The sequence below is a fragment of the Desulfomonile tiedjei genome (genome assembly GCA_016212925.1).
Classification (GTDB): domain Bacteria; phylum Desulfobacterota; class Desulfomonilia; order Desulfomonilales; family Desulfomonilaceae; genus JACRDF01.
The window spans coordinates 200,586-220,645 of sequence record JACRDF010000031.1; the positions used below are offsets into that span (position 1 = coordinate 200,586).

Consider the following 20,060-nt stretch of genomic DNA (forward strand, 5'->3'; position numbering starts at 1 on the left):
ACAGCAGCGACCAATTTAACCGATAGGATTCATGCGATCAAGGATGTTCGCGTTCGACGCGACGTGCGCTCGCCGTTCTTTAGGTGTAAACTGGGTATAGGAAAGAAGCGGAACAGAACATAGGTCAAGCCCCGCGGACCCTACGTTTGAAAACAGCCTCATGCAAATGCCGCAGGGAGAGGCACGATTTGTTGCTCGCATCCAATGAAATCATGAAAAGGGCTCACGAGGCCCTAAAACTTTCCAAATCGTGCCGCTTGTGTCCCCGGACCTGTGGAGTGGACAGGACGGCCGGAGAAACAGGATATTGCGGAGCCGGTCCGCAACCGGCGGTCGCGGCGCATCTGCCGCATTTCGGAGAGGAACCACCTCTTTCCTGCGATGGCGGCGCAGGCACAATCTTCTTTTCGCATTGCAACCTCTCCTGCGTGTATTGTCAAAACCACCAGATAAGCCAGGAGGGCCTCGGCTCCATCGTGAGTCCCCTCCATTTGTCTCGAATGATCCTGGAACTCCGCGACGCAGGGTGTGCCAACATAGAACCTGTTTCGCCGTCGCACCACCTGCCCGGTTTGCTCGAAGCGCTCGCTATAGCAGCGGACTGCGGAATGGCTCTACCGATTGTCTATAACACCAACGGCTACGAATCTTTGGAAGTCCTCGACCTGCTCAATGGAATTGTCGATATCTATGTGCCGGACCTCAAATACTCACGTGAGGAGGGAGCGCTCGAATATTCCGACGCCGGCGACTACGTTGAAACCGCGCGGAAAGCAATCGTGAAAATGCACGACCAGGTGGGAGATCTTGTGATTGATGCCCGGGGCCGCGGCATTCGGGGGCTGATTTTGAGGCACCTCGTTCTCCCGGAAGATATTTCGGGAACTGCTGAAACCCTGCTCTGGATTCGGAACAGCCTTCCACGAACCATTACCCTCTCACTCATGGCCCAATACTCGCCCTTGCACCAGAGTCGCGATTTCTTGCCGCTCGACCGGAGACTCTCGGCTGACGAATACGAAAACGCCGTTGATTTGGCATGGGAACTGGGCCTTAAGAACGTGTTCGTGCAAGACTTGGACTCTCACGACCGGAGCATTCCCGACTTCCGACTGGATAAGCCGTTCAACTGGTGATAAATATTGATGGGGGGCAGGTTGCTCTGACCGGAACGCGAGGGCGCAAGGTTACCGGCTCCTAGGAGGCATCCATGGGCGCAGCCACTTTTGAACTGGGATTTGCGAAGTTCATCGAAAGGTTTCGCGAGCAGATCAAAGAAGCCTTTCTGGAAGACGCGGTCAAACGGGAAATCCTCTCCCAACACGGGTTCGGCCACGAGATGCTTTCCGACCTTGCCGACAGCATCCTGGCAGGATTTACCAAAAATATTGATAAGAAGACCTCTGTGGAAACCCTTGCGGAGAAATACTCTCAGCTCGGGACACGTTGCAGCGCGGATCGCGTGAGCCAGTCCGAGGTGGTCCACGCGTTTATTCTGCTGAAACGTCACATCTGGCTGTTTTTTCAGGACAACAATTTCGCAGGACAGCCGTTTGACGTTCGTTCCATAATCGCTCTCAACAATAGGACCGCGTTGTTTTTCGACCGAGCCGTTTACTATTTCCTGGTAGGTTACGAAGGAGCAGCCTCTCCTGAGGCCCCGGAATTGGAAGCTCTTTATCGTGACTTCTTAGCTAAAATCCGCCGGGACCTTGGAATGCCACCGGCTGAGTGAGCAGAGGAGCAGACGAGGGGAACGTCGCGGGGAACCTCGGTGAGTGAACGGTGAGCGAGCGCGTCGAGTATGCAATCGGGGGAAATCCTGAGAGAGGATTTCCCCCGTCCTGACAGCACATTCCGAATCAGCGAATCCAGCAGGGAAAGACGGGCTACTGAACCACCTGGACCGTGTACCCGAACTTGTCGCCGTTCTCTTGGCGGTACTCCACCTTCACCTTCTCACCTACCGCGGGTCGCCTGAAGGGTATGAATTTTGTCTTTAACCCCACCTTCACGTTCAGGACCTCCGCGGCTTCGCCTTCTTGCGTTACGCGAACGGAAAGGCTTTTGGGCGTAGAAGCCACAACCTCGCCGCTTACGCTCTTGTATTTCTTTTCCTCGGTGGGGATGGTCTCTTTAGCCTCTTCCTTGCCCTCGGGCGCGGTCTTCGTCACCGGCGCCTTGGCCATCTCCTTTTCCTTGCGCTCGCCCGTCGGCTTCTTCGCGGACGGCAGAGGCTCTGTCTTGGGAGTAATAGCCTTCTTGCTGGGAGACCAGTTTTTGTCGCTCACATGAGCAGGCGGCCGCGTCGAGCAGACGGCCCTGGGTGAAGGGCAGGTGTCCACCGCGGTGGTCTCTTCCCCCACACTGCGACATACGGATGTGCTCGGGGGCGCTGGCGGATAGCACTCGGCCTCTCGCGGCAACGGGGAAAGGCTGACGACCTTGGTCGCCTTCATGTAACCGTCTTCAAGGATGAAATCCACTGCCACGCGCTCGCCCAAGCAGGGTCGGCGGTTGGGAATGTACTTGGTCCTCCAGCCTACGTTTACTTCGGCGCATTGACCGCCGGATTTGACCGCCATGGTACGCCAGCCATTATCTACGACCGTGCCTTTGAACGTACAGACTCGGTAAGCCTCAGCGGGCACGGCCACCAAGCATCCGGCGATGATGGTCACTGTCAGCAGCACGGCCCAGGCTGAAACGGAATAGCTCCCTTGCATGGGGGACCTCCTCACTGGGGGTTACGGGATTCGCTGTTTTCGGGACTATTTCTCGGTGTTCCGAGACCCCTGTAGCGTAAAGTGTCCCGAACATAGTAGGTTAGATTGAAAAAGTCAAGTAAATTACAAAGTAAATAACATAACCTTTGATACTACAGCACTTTCATCACATTTTGGCTGGCCCAGCAGGCCCTTGCCTTCATCCATACTCTATGTTATCAGTTTAATGTGGAGGAATGCTATGGGAATGTTCCGGGAATCCGGTGAACAGGAAATAGACATTGTTAAAGAGATGGCTGAGTCCCTCGGGAGCAGCGGTCTGCGGGTAGAAGAATTGCTGGAAAAGGCCACGGCCGCGAGCGAGAACGCGCGTCGGATGGTGGCATGCTATCGCGGGGAGAGGGACGATTGTGAAAAACCGGACCTTGCCGTTGTCAACGACTCCATTAGAGAGTACAACGCCTTGGTGGACAAGGCGGAAGATGCTTTGAGATGGCTCCTGATCCAGAGAGAGGCCTGCGGGTTCCGGCGCCATCGTGACGTGTACGTTCACTATCCTATTCCTCGGAAGATCGGTCTCTTGAAGAAATGAGTTCGTCCAGGTCGTTCTTTCTTTTCTTGTGCATGGTGGTTATAGCCTTTGGTCAGACTCTTGCCACCGAGGCAATGGCCGAAAACCGAGCGCGGTCCAAGGAAAAGGCGGGCACTGTTTGGCTCGTTTATTTTTTTTCCGCAGACTGCGAGAAGTGTGAAACTGTCAAGAAATTGATTGAAACGTTGAAGGTGAAGTATCCTGTCCAAGCAAAGATGTTCAACATCGACCAAAAGCCTAATCAAGAGCTTATGCAAAGGCTCCAGGCCATTCATTCCAAGGACAAGTTTGCCGTACCCCTGGTAATGGTTGGCGAATCGGTTCTCATGGGCGAGAGCGAGATATCTGCAAAGCTGGACGGTCTGGTTCGCAAAATGGCAAAATCAGGAGGAGCCCCGGTTCCTTACCTAGGTGCAGTTCCCGGCCGCTCTTCAAAGGTTGATTCCCGGGAGCCGTGCCGGAATTGCAGCGAGCGCGGTCGCGCTCCGGAGATTACAGACGAGCTGAAACGAATTCGTGGTTTTCTTGAAAGATGGCTTTGACCGCGGTCTTATTTTACGGGGCAAGAGCGCCCCAAGCATCAAATGACTTCTTGGAGGATTACTCTACTTATGAGATGGATTAAAACCTTATTGCTGTTGCTTGCTTTGATCTTCATGCTTGCGTCCTGCACCTGACTGACCCCCGGTGCCAAGAAACCGTTCGGTCCGGACGGTCTGCCACAACCCCCCGCAACTTCGGGCGCGTGCCCCCCCGGTTCCTTGTTTTGTCCTGCGCGGTGATTATGTTGATATTAGAGGTCTTTTGATTTACGACAGAGGTGGTCTGCGTTGAGAAGACGTGAGAGTACTTGACGATATAGGATTATATGAATATATAGTAGGTGCCGACTGCGAAGTTGTAGTATTTCGTACCGAGGGGTGAAACATGTTTACTATTGATGAGGAATCTCGCAGCTACTTCAAGGACAAGATGAATGACAAGCAGGCGTTGAGAGTGTTCTTCGGCGGCTATGGTTGAGGCGGCCCCAGCATGGGGTTGGCTCTGGACGAGCCTCGAGACGGCGACGAAAACTATCAGGTGGATGACCTGAGCGTGATTGTCGATCCCTTCGCGCTCCGACTGATAAAGGAATCCGGGGGCCTGAACATAAAATCGGGGATCTTCGGTCCAATGGCCGAGCTTGAATCAAAGGTAGCCGGCGGGTGCGGCTGCTCCTGAGGAGGCGAACGCCATGCCGATTTTTGAATTCAAGTGCGATCACTGCGGCAATGACTTCGAAAAGTTGGTCTTCGCTTCTGAGGATCAAGCCGTGAAGTGTCCGAAGTGCGGTTCGGAGAAGACCCACAAGATTCTGTCGGTCTTTTCGAGTTCAGGATCGGAAAGGTGCTCGGGAGCTTCTTGCGGCCCTAGGCCGGCGTCGGGGCACTCCTGAGGTTGACTGACACCCCCGTGAGTGGGTGATCGCATAACTGATGTGGATCTAAAAAAATCTGACCTCGTTTAAGCGACGGGTGGGAACCCTAGGCCAAGGGTTCCCACGATTCAGGTCACTGTCCGCCGTGTTCCTTCAATAAGGGCGACAAGCCCTAGTCCCATTTGCGTACATCTTCTATGGTTTTGTAGCCCTCGGCAAGCGTGCCGGGTTGCAGGATTTTGACCTTCCCCTTGAGCTTGATCACCTCCCGGACCGTTTGTTCTATGGACTGGATTAGCCCTTCGGACGCGGTGGCTTTGAGTTCGATTTCGAGGGTCATGACGTCCTGATCCTGGGGTCTCTCCACCAGCAGCCTGCCTTTTGCAATCTCCGGATGGGTTTCAACGACCTTCTGAACCTGGGAAGGATGAACGAACATTCCCTTTACCTTGGTCACCTGATCCGCGCGGCCCATTATACGAGTCAACCGAGGCGATCGGCGCCCACAGGGGCAGTCGTCATCGACCAGGCTGGAAAGATCGCCGGTCCCGAACCTCACCAGAGGGTAGATCTTGTTGCTTGTGGTGACTACGACTTCCCCGGGCTCGCCGTTCGGAAGGACCTTGCCCGTATTGGGGTCCACTATTTCCACTATGACATCATAGTGGACATGCATCCCGTTGACCTGGGGGCACTCGTAGGAAACGCACCCCACGTCCGCAGTCCCGTAGGCCTGTCTGCCTATGATGTGGTAATCGTCCATGAACCTCTTGCGCATCGATTCCGGCACCATTTCGGCCAGCAGAAATCCCATCTCCAACTTGAATTCCTCGGCCACTCGCATTCCCATGTCCTCGGCCTTCTTGAGTACGGCCATGAGGAAGCTCGGAGTGCCGATGTAACCGGTAACGCCAAGATTTCTCATGATTTCGGCCTGCGTTTCGGTATTGCCTACTCCGGTGGGAATGATTGTAGCCCCGAGTTCGGACACTCCCTCTTCGAACATGTGTCCCGCTGGGGTCAGATGGTATGCGAAAGTATTTACCACCAGGTCTCCGGGTCTGAATCCCACAGAGTGCAGTGCAGTCTTCCAGCGCCAGTAATCGCGCACTCTACCGACCGGGTCGTAAATGGGTCCGGGAGACTGGTGCACTCGAACCAAATCCGACACCGGAACGGTCAAGAACCCCCCAAATGGAGGATTGATCTTTTGGGCTTCGGACAGGTCTTTTTTCTTTATGATGGGGAGTTTTTGGAGGTCCTCCATCTCGCGCACGTCTGCCGGCTTCAGTCCTCTCGCGTCCATGGCAGCCTTCAGCGGCGTTCCTGCCGCATACGCGTGTGAGACCACATCTTGGAGGAACTTCTCTTGGTATTCGCGGCGCTTGTCAGGTGAGAATTTCTCTTCCTCGTTCAGGATCCCGGAGTTTCGATCAACGTGATGCATACCTTCCTCCCAAAAAGAGCGGATACAGTGGGGTAGTCATGGTGTGGTCGACCGCGTCGTGTTCATGCCCGTCGAATCACATTGACGTGCTTGCTAAGGAAGTAACTTACGAGAGAACTTTTCTACGCAAAAAGCGTTCTCCCTGCAATTTCCTCGTTTGATCCCGCGGACGCACACCACCGTTTTTGGCGGCGACAATTCCCTATAAGACTGCCCAAAAAGAACCTTGAGTGGTTAAACCGGAAAGGTTGGATACGGATGTTTTGTAACACCAGGCCACGCAGAAATCAAGGACAACGATCAAGAACGAGTAACCATCCAGTTACGCGGGGAGAGTATAGCCGGAGAGTCCATGTTGTTGACCTGAAGAGAGCCCCGGCAGCCGAAATCGTCACCCCGGCGAAGGCCGGGGTCCAGCAGCTTCCAATAATTCTGGATTCCGGCTTCCGCCGGAATGACGGAAAGAACTCCACCACATAAGTGAATGCTTACAATACCGACCTTCGGTTCAACGATTTTGACCGCTTTTGTGCCACAATCTGATATTGAGGTCACGAGGTGCGAGACCGCCGAGCCGGGAGGAACTACATGACGGAACGAAGGATAAGCGCAAAGTCTCTTGCGGCCGATATCGAAGCGGGGATGGATCATTACGGTCTGATGGAGAAATACCGGATTTCTGCCGAGACCCTTCAGCACTTCTGCACCGAGCTGAGCGATGCCGGCCTTATCAGCCCATCCCGAGTGGATGCTTTGACGCGCTTGCCGGAAACAGGCACCGGCTCGTTGTGGACCTGTCCCGCGTGCGGGGCCTCCCAATCTGAGGAATTTAGCGAATGCCCTGTCTGCGGGATTGTTGTGGCCAAGTTCAAAAAGATGCGGCAGCGGAGGGAGGCGTTACGCGATGATGACAAGCCGTGGCTCCGCAGCTCGTCTCTCTCCGAAATCGACGATGAGCCGGACGATGATTCCGAACCAGAGTCCGCCGCAGACGCTGAAGTCGAATCCCATTCCGAGGGCGTAATAAGCCATGTATTGGATTGGATATCCGACACTGGTTCCTCGATATCCGAAAGCGTGTCCGAGTGGACCTCCAGTGCCTCGGAATCAGGCGACGGAGAAGTCGGGGGAGATTCCGGCTTTGATGCAGGGGACGCGGGCGGGGATTCCGGGTCTGATGGCGGCGGAAATGGCGGAGGCGGAGGCAATGGTGGTGGGGGCGATTAGCGAACTGAGATCACCCATCCAAAGGCCCGGCGAGCCGATCGGCAAACTGCGGATAGACTTTCCGAAAGTCCTTCTCATTCAGTGTTATGAATCGGTCAACACCGCTCTTTATCCCTGCATACATTATCAACGCGTCGTAAATTCCACCGCCCACTATTCCCAACTCGGATAAATGGATCAGGACCGTGACATAGTCCTCCTCGGATAAGGCCACCACATTACAGGAAGTGATAACGTTCTGGTCGATAAGGCGCCGAGCAACGACAGAAGAGATACGAGGTCGAACCGGTAGCGTTGTCAGAATCGAGTAAAGCTCGGCGATGGAATGAGCTGCGACGAATCCCTCGTCCGTGCCATCCTTCACCCTTTGCAGCCAGGGCAATGCGTTCTCATGGACGGGGTGGGCCTCAACCATAGCGGCTACAAGCAGCGACGTGTCAAGTAATACCTTCATAGACCTAATCGCTGCCTTAGTTCGGATAAGCGCCGACCACGCTCATGCCGAACAGCGTCTGCCAGATCACCGACCGATTCTGATCGCACGACTAACACTCCTTGTTTGTCAACAAGCTCCGGGAGATCCCTCTGAACGCGCAGGCACATTTCACCCTTTTCACGTTCTTCTACTACAAGCGTCATTCCGGGCGACAATCCCAAACGATCCTGAACTTCCGCCGGGATCTTGATGCATCCCTGAGTGTCAACTGAAACCTCTATAGGCTCGGTCATGTTTGTGCCTCATGTTGAATCAATGATGGAATTCTATCCCAAATTGCCGAGCTGGCAAACTGATTTTCAAAGCTCGTGAAAACGGCAGGTAGCCCGGCGAGATTGGTGCGCTCTGCCATCAGTTGATACGAAGATGTCGCGCCATATCGTCTTTCAAAGAGATGAGCCAAGAGCAGACCTGACCGATTTACGTTTCAGGGCCTCCGCTGTTCCGACTTTCCGACCGATTCGGCTTCATTTGCCACAAAGGTACAGAGTCAACAGCCAAAACAAGAACATCGTGAAACATGCCGTTCCCGCTATTAGCCAGTCTTTCCGGGAATACGGGGTACGTTCGACTTCACCACCAGCGAGTTCAACAAGACGAGAGAGAATTTCCTCCGCTGCTTCCGAAGGAAAGAAACGGGGATCGTACTCGATCTGTTTTTTTATAAACCGACGCTGGTCGTTGGGTGCGGTTTCTCTGATCAGCCAAATAGGCGGTGCAACGGTGGACTGCTGTCGCCAAACTTTTGCTCTCGAAAAATAAATGGTCCTAGACCCGAGGATGTGCCAAATTTTTGTAACCCTATTTCCATAAAAAATGATTCGATCAGATAATATGAGATCAAGAAGAGATCGAAGCATTAACAGACTTAGAACAAACATAAGAACGCTCAAAAGCGGTTCCCCCATAGACAACATGACAAATCCGGACATAAAGCATAATGACAACACAACGGAACCTCGCACGATACCAAAGATGGCTCGCCCCATGGAGAAATGCGCACCACCAATAATTGCATTCCCCCGTCCTTTGCTGGGTTCTGTGTTCATGAATCCGCCTCTGGCGTCCTTCAGCAATGAGTTGTCTCTATCACTGCGTCCCCTCAGAGAAGCCTGATAATTTGTGACAACGCAATGCCCCAGCCCGCGATCCCCACGGCCGCGAACGCCAACCGCAATAGTCTTGGATAAGACTGCGGTTCGTATCGGTTGGGCAGCGCCTCCACCACAATAAGATTGAGGCCAACCACGGGTGCCACGATGGCCCAGGCCGCATTTTGGCCCAGTCCCCTCAGGCGCCACAGACATCCCACGATCGCGGTCACGATCCATCCTATTGCGCCGGGAAGGCCTACCACATTACCTATAGGGTATTCCATCTCCGCCTGTAACGTACCCGCTATGGTGAACATTGCCATGCACGCGTAGGAAGCGACAATAAGAATCAAACCATTACGGCGAAAGCGGGCCGCTTGTTCCCGTGAGTATGGGAGCGACGGAGAAGAGGACTTAGCTCTGCCAGGGTGACGGCTTGCATGATCCGACAGCCCGAAGGAATGCGGTTCTACCGGCGTGGGACGCGGGGACTCCGAGGAACGCGATTCGGTCGCCGTAGCGGGCGCGTCAGCCCCTTCAAATTCTACAGAAGATGTCTTATTTTTCTCCTGCCTTCTTCCATCAAGCACTTCCCGACCAACATGTCCAGCCTTTAGGAGTTGGCCGAGAACTTTCTGCAGTTGAACATGGGTAAGTTCATGTCTGTGCATGAGTTCAGCATCAGAAATTCCCTTATTGATGTCCTCGATCATGTCTTTGACGGAAATTGATCGTTTGCTCAAGTATCCGTCCTCGCATCCGCAAGCTTGGTTGTTTCTGAAAAGGTCCCTAACCTCATATCGACAACAACTCCTCCCCTAGGGCTGCCAGGTCCTATGGCAGCGTTGAGTCCTATTAACTTGTGGATGGAATATCCAAACGCAGTTTTGACAGCCTCCGACTTCCAGCTCTTGGTCGCTGGTGCGATGGACAAAAAAGGCAGCTCCGGAAGTGATTTAGCGGTCTTGCCTCATTTACTCAGAACACTGAAGGTATGTCAAGGGAATTCACGGGGGTGAACCATGCTATCAGTCGGTGGGTAGAGCCTCTGCCCTGCCGTTCAAGCAGGTCGCGTCAGGAGATCTCGTCAGTTTACTAGAGCAAGAGAGTGACTACAAACATCCCGACAATAAGGATAGGTATGAGTGGGGGCTGGCTAACAAAGGCGTAATCAAGCGGGCCGGGCTGGAAATGCTCCAAAGACTCCCCTTCAGAATCAAGAATGACTTCCCCCCACGGTATGTCCGCGTCCAGGACGGGATGGCCTTCATCGCGATTCGACTGCGGGCTTAACCCCGGGGACGGCTCTTTTCTCATAAACTTTGCGTAATCCATTCGGTTCTTTCCTGCATTCGCCAACATGGTTGGTGTTCTTACCCTTGGAGCAAGAAACATAGCTCCAGAATAGGACTTGTATTTGACCACCGGCCCCGTGTCAAGTTCTTTTGCCCCAAGCGGCTTTGCAGAGGCTCACCGGCCATGCCCCATTGGCAGGGAATTGCCGGACCGGGAGACGCTGCACCACAGGCCCGCCTAAAGGGATTTCCATTGCCAGCCAAACCGTCGCATGGTACTCTTTTCTCGGACAATTGCTTTAAGGCCGCAAGTGGAGGCGACAAAATGGATACATCACCTGATGCCAAAGAAACAATCGCCAAGTTGATGGAAAACCTGGGAACCATAGGCGCTTTCATGCTCTCAGAGGCCCGGGCTTTCCTCCGCAAAAGCTGGGGCGCTTCGCGGGAAGAATTCATGGCCGCGGTCGATCATATTGCTCGAAACATGAAAGCGTCAGGCAAAATGGCCTCGGAAGATATCGAAGCCGCGGCAGAGCAGATCAAAAAGTCATGGGAATTACTGGACAAAGAAAAAGACCTGGATTGGGACAACTTTCTGAACGAGATCAAAACCCGCCTCAACACCATTGGAACCATTACCGAGGAAACCTTTAATCTGGTCGTCAGTCAGGCCAAAGATGTGCTGGACAGGCAGTGGACTGCCATGGGGCGGTTGGGCGAGGGCCAACTCAAAGCGTTTCAAGGTCAGTCCGAACAGATGGCCAAAATCATGAGATGCCAATGGGGAGTTTTTCGGGATAGCATGGAAAAAACGGGCAAGAGGATAGACCGCGCGCTCGATGCAGCCTGGGAAGCCTGGAAAAGGAAAGACTGAGTCGAAGTCTTTTCAGGAGAAGAAATTGCGGGGAGGCCCTTTTTGTAAAAAGGGCCTCCCCGCACCCCTCTCCAAAAACTTCTGCATCCTTTCCTGCTGCGCTCCTTCCGCTGTCGGCGTAAGGGGCGCAGCAGGAAAGATATAGAGTTTTCTTAGAGACGCACGAGGCCACCTCTTCTTGAACGAGGGGGTTTCCTCCACATAGTCATTGCCGGGAATGAAAGAGCCAAATGCTAGTTGTGGGACTGACCGGAGGCATAGCCTCGGGTAAGAGTACTGTGAGCCGGATGTTTGCCGACGCAGGTATACCGGTCATCTGCGCGGACGAGTTGGCCCGCGAAGCGGTAAAGCCCGGGTCCGCGGCACTGGACGAGATTCGCCGCGCGTTCGGACAAAAAGTCCTTGATGAGGACGGAAACCTGGACCGAGCGGGTATGGCGCGGTTGGTGTTTCAAGACACGTCCAAACGAAAACTGCTCGAATCCATCATCCATCCTCGAGTGGCTGAGGAGCAAGAAAACAGATTACGGCGTCTGGAACGCGAAGGTCATCACATTGCAGTGATAGACGTGCCGCTACTTTACGAGAGCGGATGGGACAAGGCCTTCGATCTTATAATAGTGGTTTATGTTCCCAGGAACATACAGGAACGCAGGCTGGTAGATCGAGATAAGATATCCCCGGCAGACGCCCAATCGCGACTCGACGCTCAAATGCCGATAGAGGAAAAGAAAAAAAGCGCGGATCGGGTCGTGGACAATACCGGCAGCATGGAGCATACTCTTGATCAGGTAAAGGGAATTTTGGAGGAACTCCAAGCCTTGGAGCGTTCCAAGGCAGTTGAAATGAAGACAGGTTCGCAATAGCAGGAAGGCCCGCTTCCGGTCGTCCAAGAGTTGCTCGTCCTACAAATTAACCTAAACCTATGTAAGTACCCGCTGCGGGCACATTAGAACTGCACGTATTGCTGTGAGCACGCGAGGCACCAAGACGGCACAATGGAAATCCTTATCGGCATAACCATCTGGGTGATCATATTTGTGGTGTGGTATTGGAGGACCTACCCGGACCGAGTGAAGAACATCTTCCCTGTTCACCGCATGGATCTTGGGAAGTTCCGCAAGGCGAAAATCGTTTACCCGAAGACGACATCGAGCCATAGAACCACAAAGGATTTTAAATCCCTGGTGGACACCGTCGAATCCATTTGCGCCAAAGACAGTATGGGATCGTCGGACGCTGCCACTATGGTAGCCTCTGTAAAGCGAATCATGGAGATCGAACCCTCCAGCGGGCAAATCTGGGAAGCATTCGCCCTGGATTCCCTCGAGAGCGCCGCAATAACCTGTGACGATTGCCACGTTCCTGTAGACAAAACCATCAAGAAGACCGGAGTTCGCATTCACTGCCGCAAATGTGGCAAGTGGCTGGCATTGAAGAACTCCAAGGTAACCGTCATCGACCCAAGCCGGTCCGATCTGGAAGATTGGGAGAAATAAAGCTCAAAAGGGTGGTTCTTAGTCCTGTTGCGCCGGGAGACCGAGCCGGCAAAACGGACTTTCGGAACCCACTTTGCATCCCCGGAGACTGGATTCATGAAGAAAATAGATTGGAACAGCATCAAGGAAGAAAGACTAAACGAAAACATCACCCGCAAGATGTTCTGGGGTGAAAAGCTGATGGTCACTCGGTGGGAACTCGCACCAGCGACCACCCTTCCTGTTCACGATCACGTTTCCGAACAGATAACCATGGTCGAGAAAGGAACGGTAACCATATATTTCCCTGGTGAGGAGGAATTCGCTCTGCACCAGGGCGATATGCTGGTGATTCCTTCCTCCAAACCGCACGGTGTGAAGGTAGGTCCTCAAGGCGCCACAGCAGTGGATCTGTTTTCGCCTCTCCGACAGGATTTCATTGACGGGAGCGCCACATACATCAAGCCATTGGGCGAGCAAGGACAAGACCCGCAGTCTCCCGCAGCAGAAGACCGGGACCCTTACCAACAGCTCCAGGGATATCTGGCCGCTGCCGGCATAAAGGTCCCTTTGGAGGACCTCAAGGAATTGCCTCTGGATTTGCTTGCCCGTTATGTTTATGAACGACAGTGCATCACTATGGGGCAATTGCGGAAAGTTCTGAAGAAGTCCAAAGAGGAGGCCAAGGCCCTTCTGAGGGAATGGAAACACGGAGACGATCACAGCGAATCCAGTCTCCGCCGTACAATGGAAAGGATAATCGTTCTCCCTAAGGACCTGAAGTTTTTTCGGCAGGACTAATCTCGGCAGCAGATGGGGTCATAAGGACTCGAAATGGACGAAGACAAGGTCATTCGAATAAAAAGGGCCGTAAGGGAGAACTTTGATCGCAGCCCCGCCATTTATCATTCCTTCGAGGAGCGGTATGGTTTTTTCAAGAACCTGAACAAAGCGCTGCTCAGCGGCATGAGCCTCCCGCGAACCGCGGACGTACTCGATGTCGGATGTGGGACCGGTGCGAGTTCGATCCAGATTCTTGAAGCGCTGCCTCACTGCAGGGTTTGGGGCCTGGATAACTCGCCTGCCATGCTGGAGACCGCCCGCTCTACAATTGGTGTGTCCGACCGGCTGACTTTTGTGGAAGGCGATGCCGCGACGCTTTCCGAATATTTTAGCTTTCCGTTTGACGCAATTATTTACAGTGCTTCCATCTTCCTTATCCCCGATTACCAGCAAAGCCTCAGGCAGGCGCAGGGCCTTTTAAAGGACAAGGGCAGCGTCGGCCTTACTTTCATGGAAGGCCTTTTCGATGCAACGGACAACAACCTTATGGCCGTCGCGGATCAGGAGGCCAAAGAGGGGGTGAGTCTGAAAAAACCAGTGAACCTGGGAAACTTCCAATCCTTTTTCGCTGACTTGTTTCCTCGCCACCGCACGTGGAAAGAGAATTTCGCATTACCTGAAGAGCTTCTCCGTGAGTTCTTCTCCATACCGGCCATGTCCGCCGGATTATTTCCCGGAATCGAATACCCTGAACGCTTGCGAAAAGTCGCCAGCCTCTTCGACCACATGCCAAAGACCCAAATTCTCTTCAGATGGATACTGATGGTGGGACAGAAAACCGCGGTGAGGGCGGTGTAAGGATTATCGTTCCCGTGCAATTGCTCGTATAGGCATGGCTACGAAGCTCGCCTGTCACTGTCACAGAGCCGTGCACAAATTGCATTGTGTGGCCGGTGGTTCCGCAAGGGGATGTTACACCCCGATTTCGGTGGGTTCTGTGCCTTCCACCGGTACGAAACGAACTTCCACCTTCCTGTGAAGGACAGCGGCTATTCTTGACGCCATCGAAAGAAAGTCTCCTTCGTAATCGGCCTCTTCGACGTCTTCGATGACTGACGCCGTAGCCCCAACAAGGTCCGCGAGTTGCTCGCGTGTTAGCGCAGCCTGATTACGCAGGTCGTAGATTTCACGCGCGATCTCGGCTTTGGTCAGTTCTTCTTGAAAGGAAGCCACTCGCGCAGGATCATCCTTGATATACCGTCTGTAAATCAATTCAAAGGCGTCCGAACTCAGCTTCTTTTCTTCCATCTCATGGCTCCCAGAGCACAGTGTGGGATTCACCTGTAGAACGGGCCGCGCCTTGCTATGCTGTAATTGAAACTTTGGGTAGTCTACTTTTTATCTGCGGGCTTCGGTGCGGCCTTTGCTTCGGCCTCTTTCCTGGCAAGCTCGTAAAGCTCGCGGATGTCATCGAGGCGATCTTTGGAGAGGTCTTTGTCTCCTGCTCCGGGCGGGGGCTGATTCATCTGGTGGCTCGTCCACTGATCTGAGGAACCTCGGCTTCCCGGCTGGGCTTGCTGCGCGCTTGCAGGAACAAGCGCAAGGCAGAGGAAAACTATTGCCAACATGCAGCACAGGCAGAGGAGTGACTTCATTCGCTTTCTCCGTTGGAATTCGCAGGACAACCGGAAGTCCGCTCCGTGAAAAGGCCACGGATTAGGGTAACGTCAATATCACAAAAGCAGGCGCTTTTCAACCGAGGCAAGCCGCGGCGGGGGCTGGCCCAGAGGAAACTGTGGGGGTACACGTGGCACCGGGCAGCTGAACGGAACGTTGCCAGAGTGTCAAGGAGTCGCAGTCAGGCATTGCCTCGGCAGAGGCAATGCCTGCAAATGATGGGAGTTTTTGGGGTGGGGTCCGGGGAGGCCCTTTTTGTTCGGCCTCCCCGGGCTTTGCCCCCGGCCCTACTTCACATCGCTCCATTTTCCGTATTTTTCTCTGAGGATACGGTGCAGGATTTTGCCGGTCCCGGTGCGAGGCATTTCGTCGTCCTCGATGAAATCCAGAGTTTTGGGGACTTTGTATGCTGCTATCTTTGTGCGTGCAAGCCGCTTGATCTCTTCTTTCAGTTCTTGCGTGGCTTCCTTTCCTTCGTGGAGGATCAGCACGCCGTGGATGGACTCGCCCCATTTCTCATGCGGGATGCCGATCACAGCCACATCTTTCACCGCAGGGTGAGCGCCCAGAGCGTTTTCCACCTCTGAGGGGAAAACGTTCTCCCCACCGGTGATTATCATGTTGGCCTTGCGGTCCACGAGAACATAGAACCCGTCGGGATCGCGATAACACATATCCCCTGCGGTAAACCACTCGCCGTGGAAGACTTCCTTGGTCTTTTCGGGAAGGTTCCAGTATTCCTTGAACAACATGGGCGTTCGCGCATAAAGTTCGCCCACCTGCCCATCCGGGACTTCGTTGCCTTCTTCGTCCAAGACCTTGATGCGGTCCACGCCGAAGATCTCCTGGCCGATGGTACCCAGCTTACGCAATTGATCCTGCGGCCGACACAACGTCACCAGGCCTGCTTCCGTGGAGCCGTAAGCCTCCCACAACTCTGCATTCTTGAAAAAGTCCAGTATTGCGACCTTTGTGTCCTTTCTGGCCGGCGCGGATGAGATCAGCAGCTGCCGCATGCTCGATACGTCGTATTGTTTCTTAACGTCTTCAGGCAGAGCAAGGATCATAATGTAATGCGTGGGGACAAGAGATACAAACGTGACCTTGTATTTCTCCACTGTGGCCAGAAAATCCTGCGGGCTAAAGCTCGATTCGTTGTACACGCACACAGCGGCAGACACCAGGGTATAAGGGAACGAATAGAATATGGAATTGACATGGCACATGGGCATGACCATCATGACTTTGTCCGTGGGGCGCACACCCATGTTTGCGACGTCGAGGTAGTACATTGCAAGATAGCTCTCGTGGGTCCTGACGACTCCCTTGGGCTTGCCGGTCGTGCCCGACGTGTACATAAAGGTCCACGGGTCCTCCGCGTCTACCACCACATCGGGCTCTTCCCCTGATGAAGCAGCCAGCCAGTCCTCGTATCCCACATAACCGTCGGGAACAGAATCGCCCGGCTCCCCGAGATATATGAAATTGCCGGCAGGAACCGGCAATTGGCCTCTGATGGAGTTGATCATATCCACGAACGGTCTATCCACAATAAGAGCCTTACAGCCGGAATCGTTCACTATGTATTGAATCTCCGGCGCGGCCAGCCTGAACATTATCGGCACGCATATTTGCCCGGCCTTGGCGCATCCCGCGTACATCTCCATCCATTCCACGCGATTGAAAGCTATGACCGCGAACCGGTCCCCACGCCCGCAGCCCATGGAGGTCAGAGCATTGCCCACGCGGCAGCTTCGGTCGTTCCACTCTTTGAATGTGAAGCTCTTTTTCTTGTCTTGGCAACCGAGCTTGTCGGGATAATGAACAGCGTGCCTGCTAAGGACCGTTCCCATGTGAATCCATTTGCTTATGGTCATGAAATCCTCCTGGAGAAAAACCACGAGCCTGAGTCTCTCTCGCGGGAGAGCTGAAGGCCGTGAATTCATTCTACGGAATCATGTAAGAAGGCTGGCTTCGATCCAGTGTCGCTACCTCCCCGTATGATACGCCATTTCTCGCCAATTTTGCAAAAGAGTTTTTGTCGAGAATTATTTCAATGGCCCACTATAAAGAACTTCTTGTTAAACGGAAAGTTGGCTGGACGGCCGTTTCACTTGCTATATGAGCTTGCTTTCAAGGCACTCCCTCCGAATTGTCCAGGCGGCAGCGCCGTAGGGGCGACACATGTGTCGCCCACGGGCGAGGCGTGCCTCGCCCCTACCAGTGCTGTCGTATCAACGGCGGTTTGATGGCAAATCCGAAAGGGTTCTCACCGATTAGAACCTCTTTAACAATGGAATCAGCCGCCTTAGACGCGGAAACCGGGACATGCTATATTGTGACTGCCTATGAGCCTGATCCGGACCTATGGGAAAACGGCTTCAGAGTGAGGAGGACCCCATGAGATGTACTCTGTGCAAATTGGGTGAAACGAGCCCTGGAATGGTGACCGTCACGTTGGAGCGAGGCGAAGCAACCGTGATCATTAAGGAAGTGCCGGGCCAGGTATGCGAAAACTGCGGAGAATACTACCTCGATCAAGCCGTTGCCGAGAGGGTCCTCAGTATGGCCGAGGATGCAGTGAGCAGGAACACTGAGGTGGAAATCATCCGGTTCGCGGCATAGTCGAAGTTCCGAAAGTGTGTTTCACGTATCACTTTCCAGCCAGCCTAGGAATCAGGCCTTTTCCTTGTGCAAATGCGGAGCCAGGTCTTGAAACACAAGATTTTTTCTGTTAGGAATTGTCTATCCTAGAGCCGCCGGTCAATGGACTCAGATTTTGGGGGTATAGGCTTATGAAAGTCTTCATCAGTTGGTCAGGACAGCTGAGCCACGAGATTGCTTTAGGATTGCGTGAGTGGCTGCCTTCAGTTGTTCAAGTCATTGTACCATACGTTTCATCCGAAGACATCACTAAGGGTTCGCAGTGGTTTGCACATGTTGCCACCGAACTAGAACAGACAGATTTCGGTGTCATCTGCCTAACAAAAGAGAACCTTAGATCACCATGGATATTCTTCGAAGCTGGTGCTCTCTCCAAGAGCGTTTCACGCTCCCATGTTTCCCCGCTTCTTATTGACTTATCTCCATCTGACCTGCAAGGTCCATTAGTCCAATTTCAGGCGGTGATGCCCACTGAGAAAGATATGTTTAAACTGCTTAATACAATCAATGCTGATCTACAATCGGGTAGATTAGACGAACCTCATCTTCAGAAGTCTTTTGCTAGGTGGTGGCCGGATTTTGATAGTCAGATTCAGGACGCGAAGAAGAGAGCGGTGCAGAGAGGAAGACGGCAGGCAACGCCACATGATGGACAGAAAGACCAAGGGACAGATTCAAGATCGGAACGCGCGGTGCTTGAAGAAGTACTCCAAAACACACGTTTAATTGCGCAGTCTGTGCTTGAGACGGATAGTTCACTGAAAGAAATAAAAGCGAGACATCAAGATGACAACACACCAATTGCTCTGGATCCCCCTAACCTCTGCTCTGAGTTAGAGCGTGGGGGTCATGTGACTTCAAGACCTATACACCGTTCAAGATACACCGAAGCGGAAAACTATGCGTTGAAAAACTTAGAAGATGGTAGAAATCCAAAGGAGGTTATTGCGAGTTTGGAGCGAAACGGCATTCCTCAAAAGACGGCAATTGAAATCGTAAGAGAGATCACAAAGGATTTGCAACGAGGCTAGGGCTGCCCAGTTGAAGGGAGTTAGCGGCTTAGAGTGAGGTAGTGAAAATATTCTATAAAATTGCACTGCGCCATTCCAAGGACAGGATGCCCCTTTCATGTGCGGTGATGGCCTGCCTGCCAGGCTTAGGAGGATTAAGAATACGACCAAGCGCGTTCTCAACATTGTTCACGAACGTGTCGTCAGCAAAGGTTCCGCCCGTTCGCTCATGATCCTTAAAGCGAAATCCGTTACTCTCCCTTTGTTGCTCTAATAATGGCCTCAACCACTTTATCTAAGTTGAGGGCCTTTAGTGCACGAATGACAGAACTTCCTTGCGCGGTTTTTCTAATTATTTGCGTGGCCCTGACACCAGATTCGGTCAATTCCACTCGATGCTCAAAGGAAATATATTTGTGTTTCTCAAGCTCCTTGGCGGTTTCAATAGGATCGTTGAAATCAGCGGAAGGCACTAAGATGTTTTCTGCTGGGGGATGACCCAATTCCCGGGCTGCGTCATAGATTTGCTTGGCCAGGTCGCGGTCTTTGCGCCGCGAGATGTCATAAGCCGATAGCACGAGTTCGTCTGTAGGAGGAGCGAAGTACTGATAAAGACGGCTACGCTTCAATATTATCTTGATACTCTCATCTGTGTCACTGTTCGCGTGAGCCTTGACGATAGTGGAGAGATCTTCCTTTGCAAAGTCATCGAGACTCAGGAAGCTGGCTCCAACAGACTGGGCGACGTTTGCCAACTCCTGGTTGGATAGCTGCTCAATTTCCTGGCGCGGCAAAACACAAAACAACTCAATATCGCTGGGCAGCTTATAGTCAGCCATCCAACCTTGAATTGCTTCAGTACTCGAAATCCCCCGCTTTGCCCATTCTCCAAATGGCAAGCTGTAGCCATAGGCAACGTTATGAAAAAACATTATTTCGACTATGAGACCCTCGTGCAGAAGGGCATTCTGCACATCGAGAGCACTTAACAATGCTTGATCCCGCCATTCCTTCATTCGCTGTCGAGGATTAAGCTCACACTCTACCCCCCGGTCCTTTTCTGCGCCACCAGCTACAAGCAGAATATTTCGATCATTTGAGCCAATAGCTTCAAATTCGTGTCTCAGACCGGACAAGCCTGAGAACGAGTTTGGCCCCGCGTAAACAAAACCCAAAGCCTCAAGAACATTCCTCAGCAGCGTTCCCTTGCTTTGGTCCCCAAGTCTCAACTCCCAATATTCATCATACTTCGTCATGGGGATAGTCCTTTTGGCCAA

General features: G+C 53.1%; 25 protein-coding genes. 14 read left to right on the forward strand and 11 right to left on the reverse strand.

Going from position 1 to position 20,060, the window contains the following annotated elements; all coding sequences use genetic code 11:
* Positions 1–212: 212 nt before the first annotated feature.
* Complete coding sequence (locus HY913_13835; GenBank protein ID MBI4964353.1) at positions 213–1,136, forward strand: radical SAM protein; 924 nt, start codon at positions 213–215, stop codon at positions 1,134–1,136.
* A gap of 74 nt (positions 1,137–1,210) precedes the next feature.
* Positions 1,211–1,735 (forward strand): hypothetical protein, encoded by a 525-nt coding sequence (locus HY913_13840; protein MBI4964354.1) that lies wholly within the window; start codon positions 1,211–1,213, stop codon positions 1,733–1,735.
* A gap of 154 nt (positions 1,736–1,889) precedes the next feature.
* Here the strand turns inward: HY913_13840 and HY913_13845 are convergent, their stop codons facing one another.
* Positions 1,890–2,726: a hypothetical protein gene (locus HY913_13845; protein MBI4964355.1), complete on the reverse strand. Its 837-nt coding sequence runs from the start codon at positions 2,724–2,726 to the stop codon at positions 1,890–1,892.
* 241 nt (positions 2,727–2,967) lie between these two features.
* On the opposite strand from HY913_13845, the gene HY913_13850 reads away from it, so the two are divergent.
* From HY913_13850 to HY913_13865, 4 genes are all read left to right on the forward strand, one after another.
* A complete protein-coding gene (locus tag HY913_13850; protein MBI4964356.1) occupies positions 2,968–3,318 on the forward strand; it encodes a hypothetical protein in 351 nt (116 codons plus the stop codon).
* Positions 3,315–3,860 (forward strand): hypothetical protein, encoded by a 546-nt coding sequence (locus HY913_13855; GenBank protein ID MBI4964357.1) that lies wholly within the window; start codon positions 3,315–3,317, stop codon positions 3,858–3,860. Before HY913_13850 ends, HY913_13855 begins: the two co-directional genes overlap by 4 nt.
* A gap of 490 nt (positions 3,861–4,350) precedes the next feature.
* On the forward strand, positions 4,351–4,539 hold the full coding sequence (locus HY913_13860; protein MBI4964358.1) for a hypothetical protein: 189 nt from the start codon (positions 4,351–4,353) through the stop codon (positions 4,537–4,539).
* 13 nt (positions 4,540–4,552) lie between these two features.
* Complete coding sequence (locus tag HY913_13865; GenBank protein ID MBI4964359.1) at positions 4,553–4,753, forward strand: zinc ribbon domain-containing protein; 201 nt, start codon at positions 4,553–4,555, stop codon at positions 4,751–4,753.
* Between the two features lie 154 nt (positions 4,754–4,907).
* Here HY913_13865 and HY913_13870 read toward each other — a convergent pair whose 3' ends face one another.
* Complete coding sequence (locus HY913_13870) at positions 4,908–6,182, reverse strand: AMP-binding protein (GenBank protein ID MBI4964360.1); 1,275 nt, start codon at positions 6,180–6,182, stop codon at positions 4,908–4,910.
* 588 nt (positions 6,183–6,770) lie between these two features.
* Here HY913_13870 and HY913_13875 point away from each other — a divergent pair.
* Positions 6,771–7,409 (forward strand): hypothetical protein, encoded by a 639-nt coding sequence (locus tag HY913_13875; protein ID MBI4964361.1) that lies wholly within the window; start codon positions 6,771–6,773, stop codon positions 7,407–7,409.
* Between the two features lie 10 nt (positions 7,410–7,419).
* On the opposite strand, the gene HY913_13880 is transcribed toward HY913_13875, so the two are convergent.
* From HY913_13880 to HY913_13900, 5 genes are all read right to left on the reverse strand, one after another.
* Entirely contained in the window at positions 7,420–7,863 is a 444-nt protein-coding gene (locus HY913_13880) for a PIN domain-containing protein (GenBank protein MBI4964362.1), read from the reverse strand.
* Positions 7,860–8,138, reverse strand: coding sequence for an AbrB/MazE/SpoVT family DNA-binding domain-containing protein (locus HY913_13885; GenBank protein ID MBI4964363.1), 279 nt, complete (start codon positions 8,136–8,138; stop codon positions 7,860–7,862). The genes HY913_13880 and HY913_13885 overlap by 4 nt, the downstream gene beginning before the upstream one ends.
* 234 nt (positions 8,139–8,372) lie before the next feature.
* Complete coding sequence (locus tag HY913_13890; protein MBI4964364.1) at positions 8,373–8,954, reverse strand: hypothetical protein; 582 nt, start codon at positions 8,952–8,954, stop codon at positions 8,373–8,375.
* A 53-nt stretch (positions 8,955–9,007) separates the two neighbouring features.
* Complete coding sequence (locus tag HY913_13895; GenBank protein MBI4964365.1) at positions 9,008–9,742, reverse strand: hypothetical protein; 735 nt, start codon at positions 9,740–9,742, stop codon at positions 9,008–9,010.
* Positions 9,743–10,094: 352 nt separating this feature from the next.
* Complete coding sequence (locus tag HY913_13900) at positions 10,095–10,334, reverse strand: hypothetical protein (GenBank protein ID MBI4964366.1); 240 nt, start codon at positions 10,332–10,334, stop codon at positions 10,095–10,097.
* 285 nt (positions 10,335–10,619) lie between these two features.
* Between HY913_13900 and HY913_13905 the strand changes: the two genes are divergently transcribed.
* From HY913_13905 to HY913_13925, 5 genes are all read left to right on the forward strand, one after another.
* Positions 10,620–11,171 (forward strand): hypothetical protein, encoded by a 552-nt coding sequence (locus HY913_13905; GenBank protein ID MBI4964367.1) that lies wholly within the window; start codon positions 10,620–10,622, stop codon positions 11,169–11,171.
* Positions 11,172–11,401: 230 nt separating this feature from the next.
* The gene (locus tag HY913_13910) at positions 11,402–12,037 is read left to right on the forward strand and encodes a dephospho-CoA kinase (GenBank protein ID MBI4964368.1); all 636 of its coding nucleotides are present in this window, start codon (positions 11,402–11,404) and stop codon (positions 12,035–12,037) included.
* Between the two features lie 132 nt (positions 12,038–12,169).
* Entirely contained in the window at positions 12,170–12,670 is a 501-nt protein-coding gene (locus tag HY913_13915; protein MBI4964369.1) for a hypothetical protein, read from the forward strand.
* Between the two features lie 96 nt (positions 12,671–12,766).
* Positions 12,767–13,450, forward strand: a complete 684-nt coding sequence (locus tag HY913_13920; GenBank protein MBI4964370.1) for a cupin domain-containing protein — start codon at positions 12,767–12,769, stop codon at positions 13,448–13,450.
* A gap of 33 nt (positions 13,451–13,483) precedes the next feature.
* Positions 13,484–14,290, forward strand: a complete 807-nt coding sequence (locus HY913_13925; protein MBI4964371.1) for a methyltransferase domain-containing protein — start codon at positions 13,484–13,486, stop codon at positions 14,288–14,290.
* 114 nt (positions 14,291–14,404) lie between these two features.
* Here HY913_13925 and HY913_13930 read toward each other — a convergent pair whose 3' ends face one another.
* From HY913_13930 to HY913_13940, 3 genes are all read right to left on the reverse strand, one after another.
* The gene (locus HY913_13930) at positions 14,405–14,740 is read right to left on the reverse strand and encodes a helix-turn-helix transcriptional regulator (GenBank protein MBI4964372.1); all 336 of its coding nucleotides are present in this window, start codon (positions 14,738–14,740) and stop codon (positions 14,405–14,407) included.
* Positions 14,741–14,823: 83 nt separating this feature from the next.
* Positions 14,824–15,087, reverse strand: coding sequence for a hypothetical protein (locus HY913_13935; protein ID MBI4964373.1), 264 nt, complete (start codon positions 15,085–15,087; stop codon positions 14,824–14,826).
* Between the two features lie 309 nt (positions 15,088–15,396).
* Complete coding sequence (locus tag HY913_13940) at positions 15,397–16,986, reverse strand: AMP-binding protein (GenBank protein ID MBI4964374.1); 1,590 nt, start codon at positions 16,984–16,986, stop codon at positions 15,397–15,399.
* A gap of 523 nt (positions 16,987–17,509) precedes the next feature.
* On the opposite strand from HY913_13940, the gene HY913_13945 reads away from it, so the two are divergent.
* Positions 17,510–17,734 (forward strand): type II toxin-antitoxin system MqsA family antitoxin, encoded by a 225-nt coding sequence (locus HY913_13945; protein MBI4964375.1) that lies wholly within the window; start codon positions 17,510–17,512, stop codon positions 17,732–17,734.
* A gap of 170 nt (positions 17,735–17,904) precedes the next feature.
* On the forward strand, positions 17,905–18,804 hold the full coding sequence (locus HY913_13950) for a toll/interleukin-1 receptor domain-containing protein (GenBank protein ID MBI4964376.1): 900 nt from the start codon (positions 17,905–17,907) through the stop codon (positions 18,802–18,804).
* Positions 18,805–19,034: 230 nt separating this feature from the next.
* Here the strand turns inward: HY913_13950 and HY913_13955 are convergent, their stop codons facing one another.
* Positions 19,035–20,039, reverse strand: coding sequence for a hypothetical protein (locus HY913_13955; GenBank protein MBI4964377.1), 1,005 nt, complete (start codon positions 20,037–20,039; stop codon positions 19,035–19,037).
* Positions 20,040–20,060: the final 21 nt, after the last annotated feature.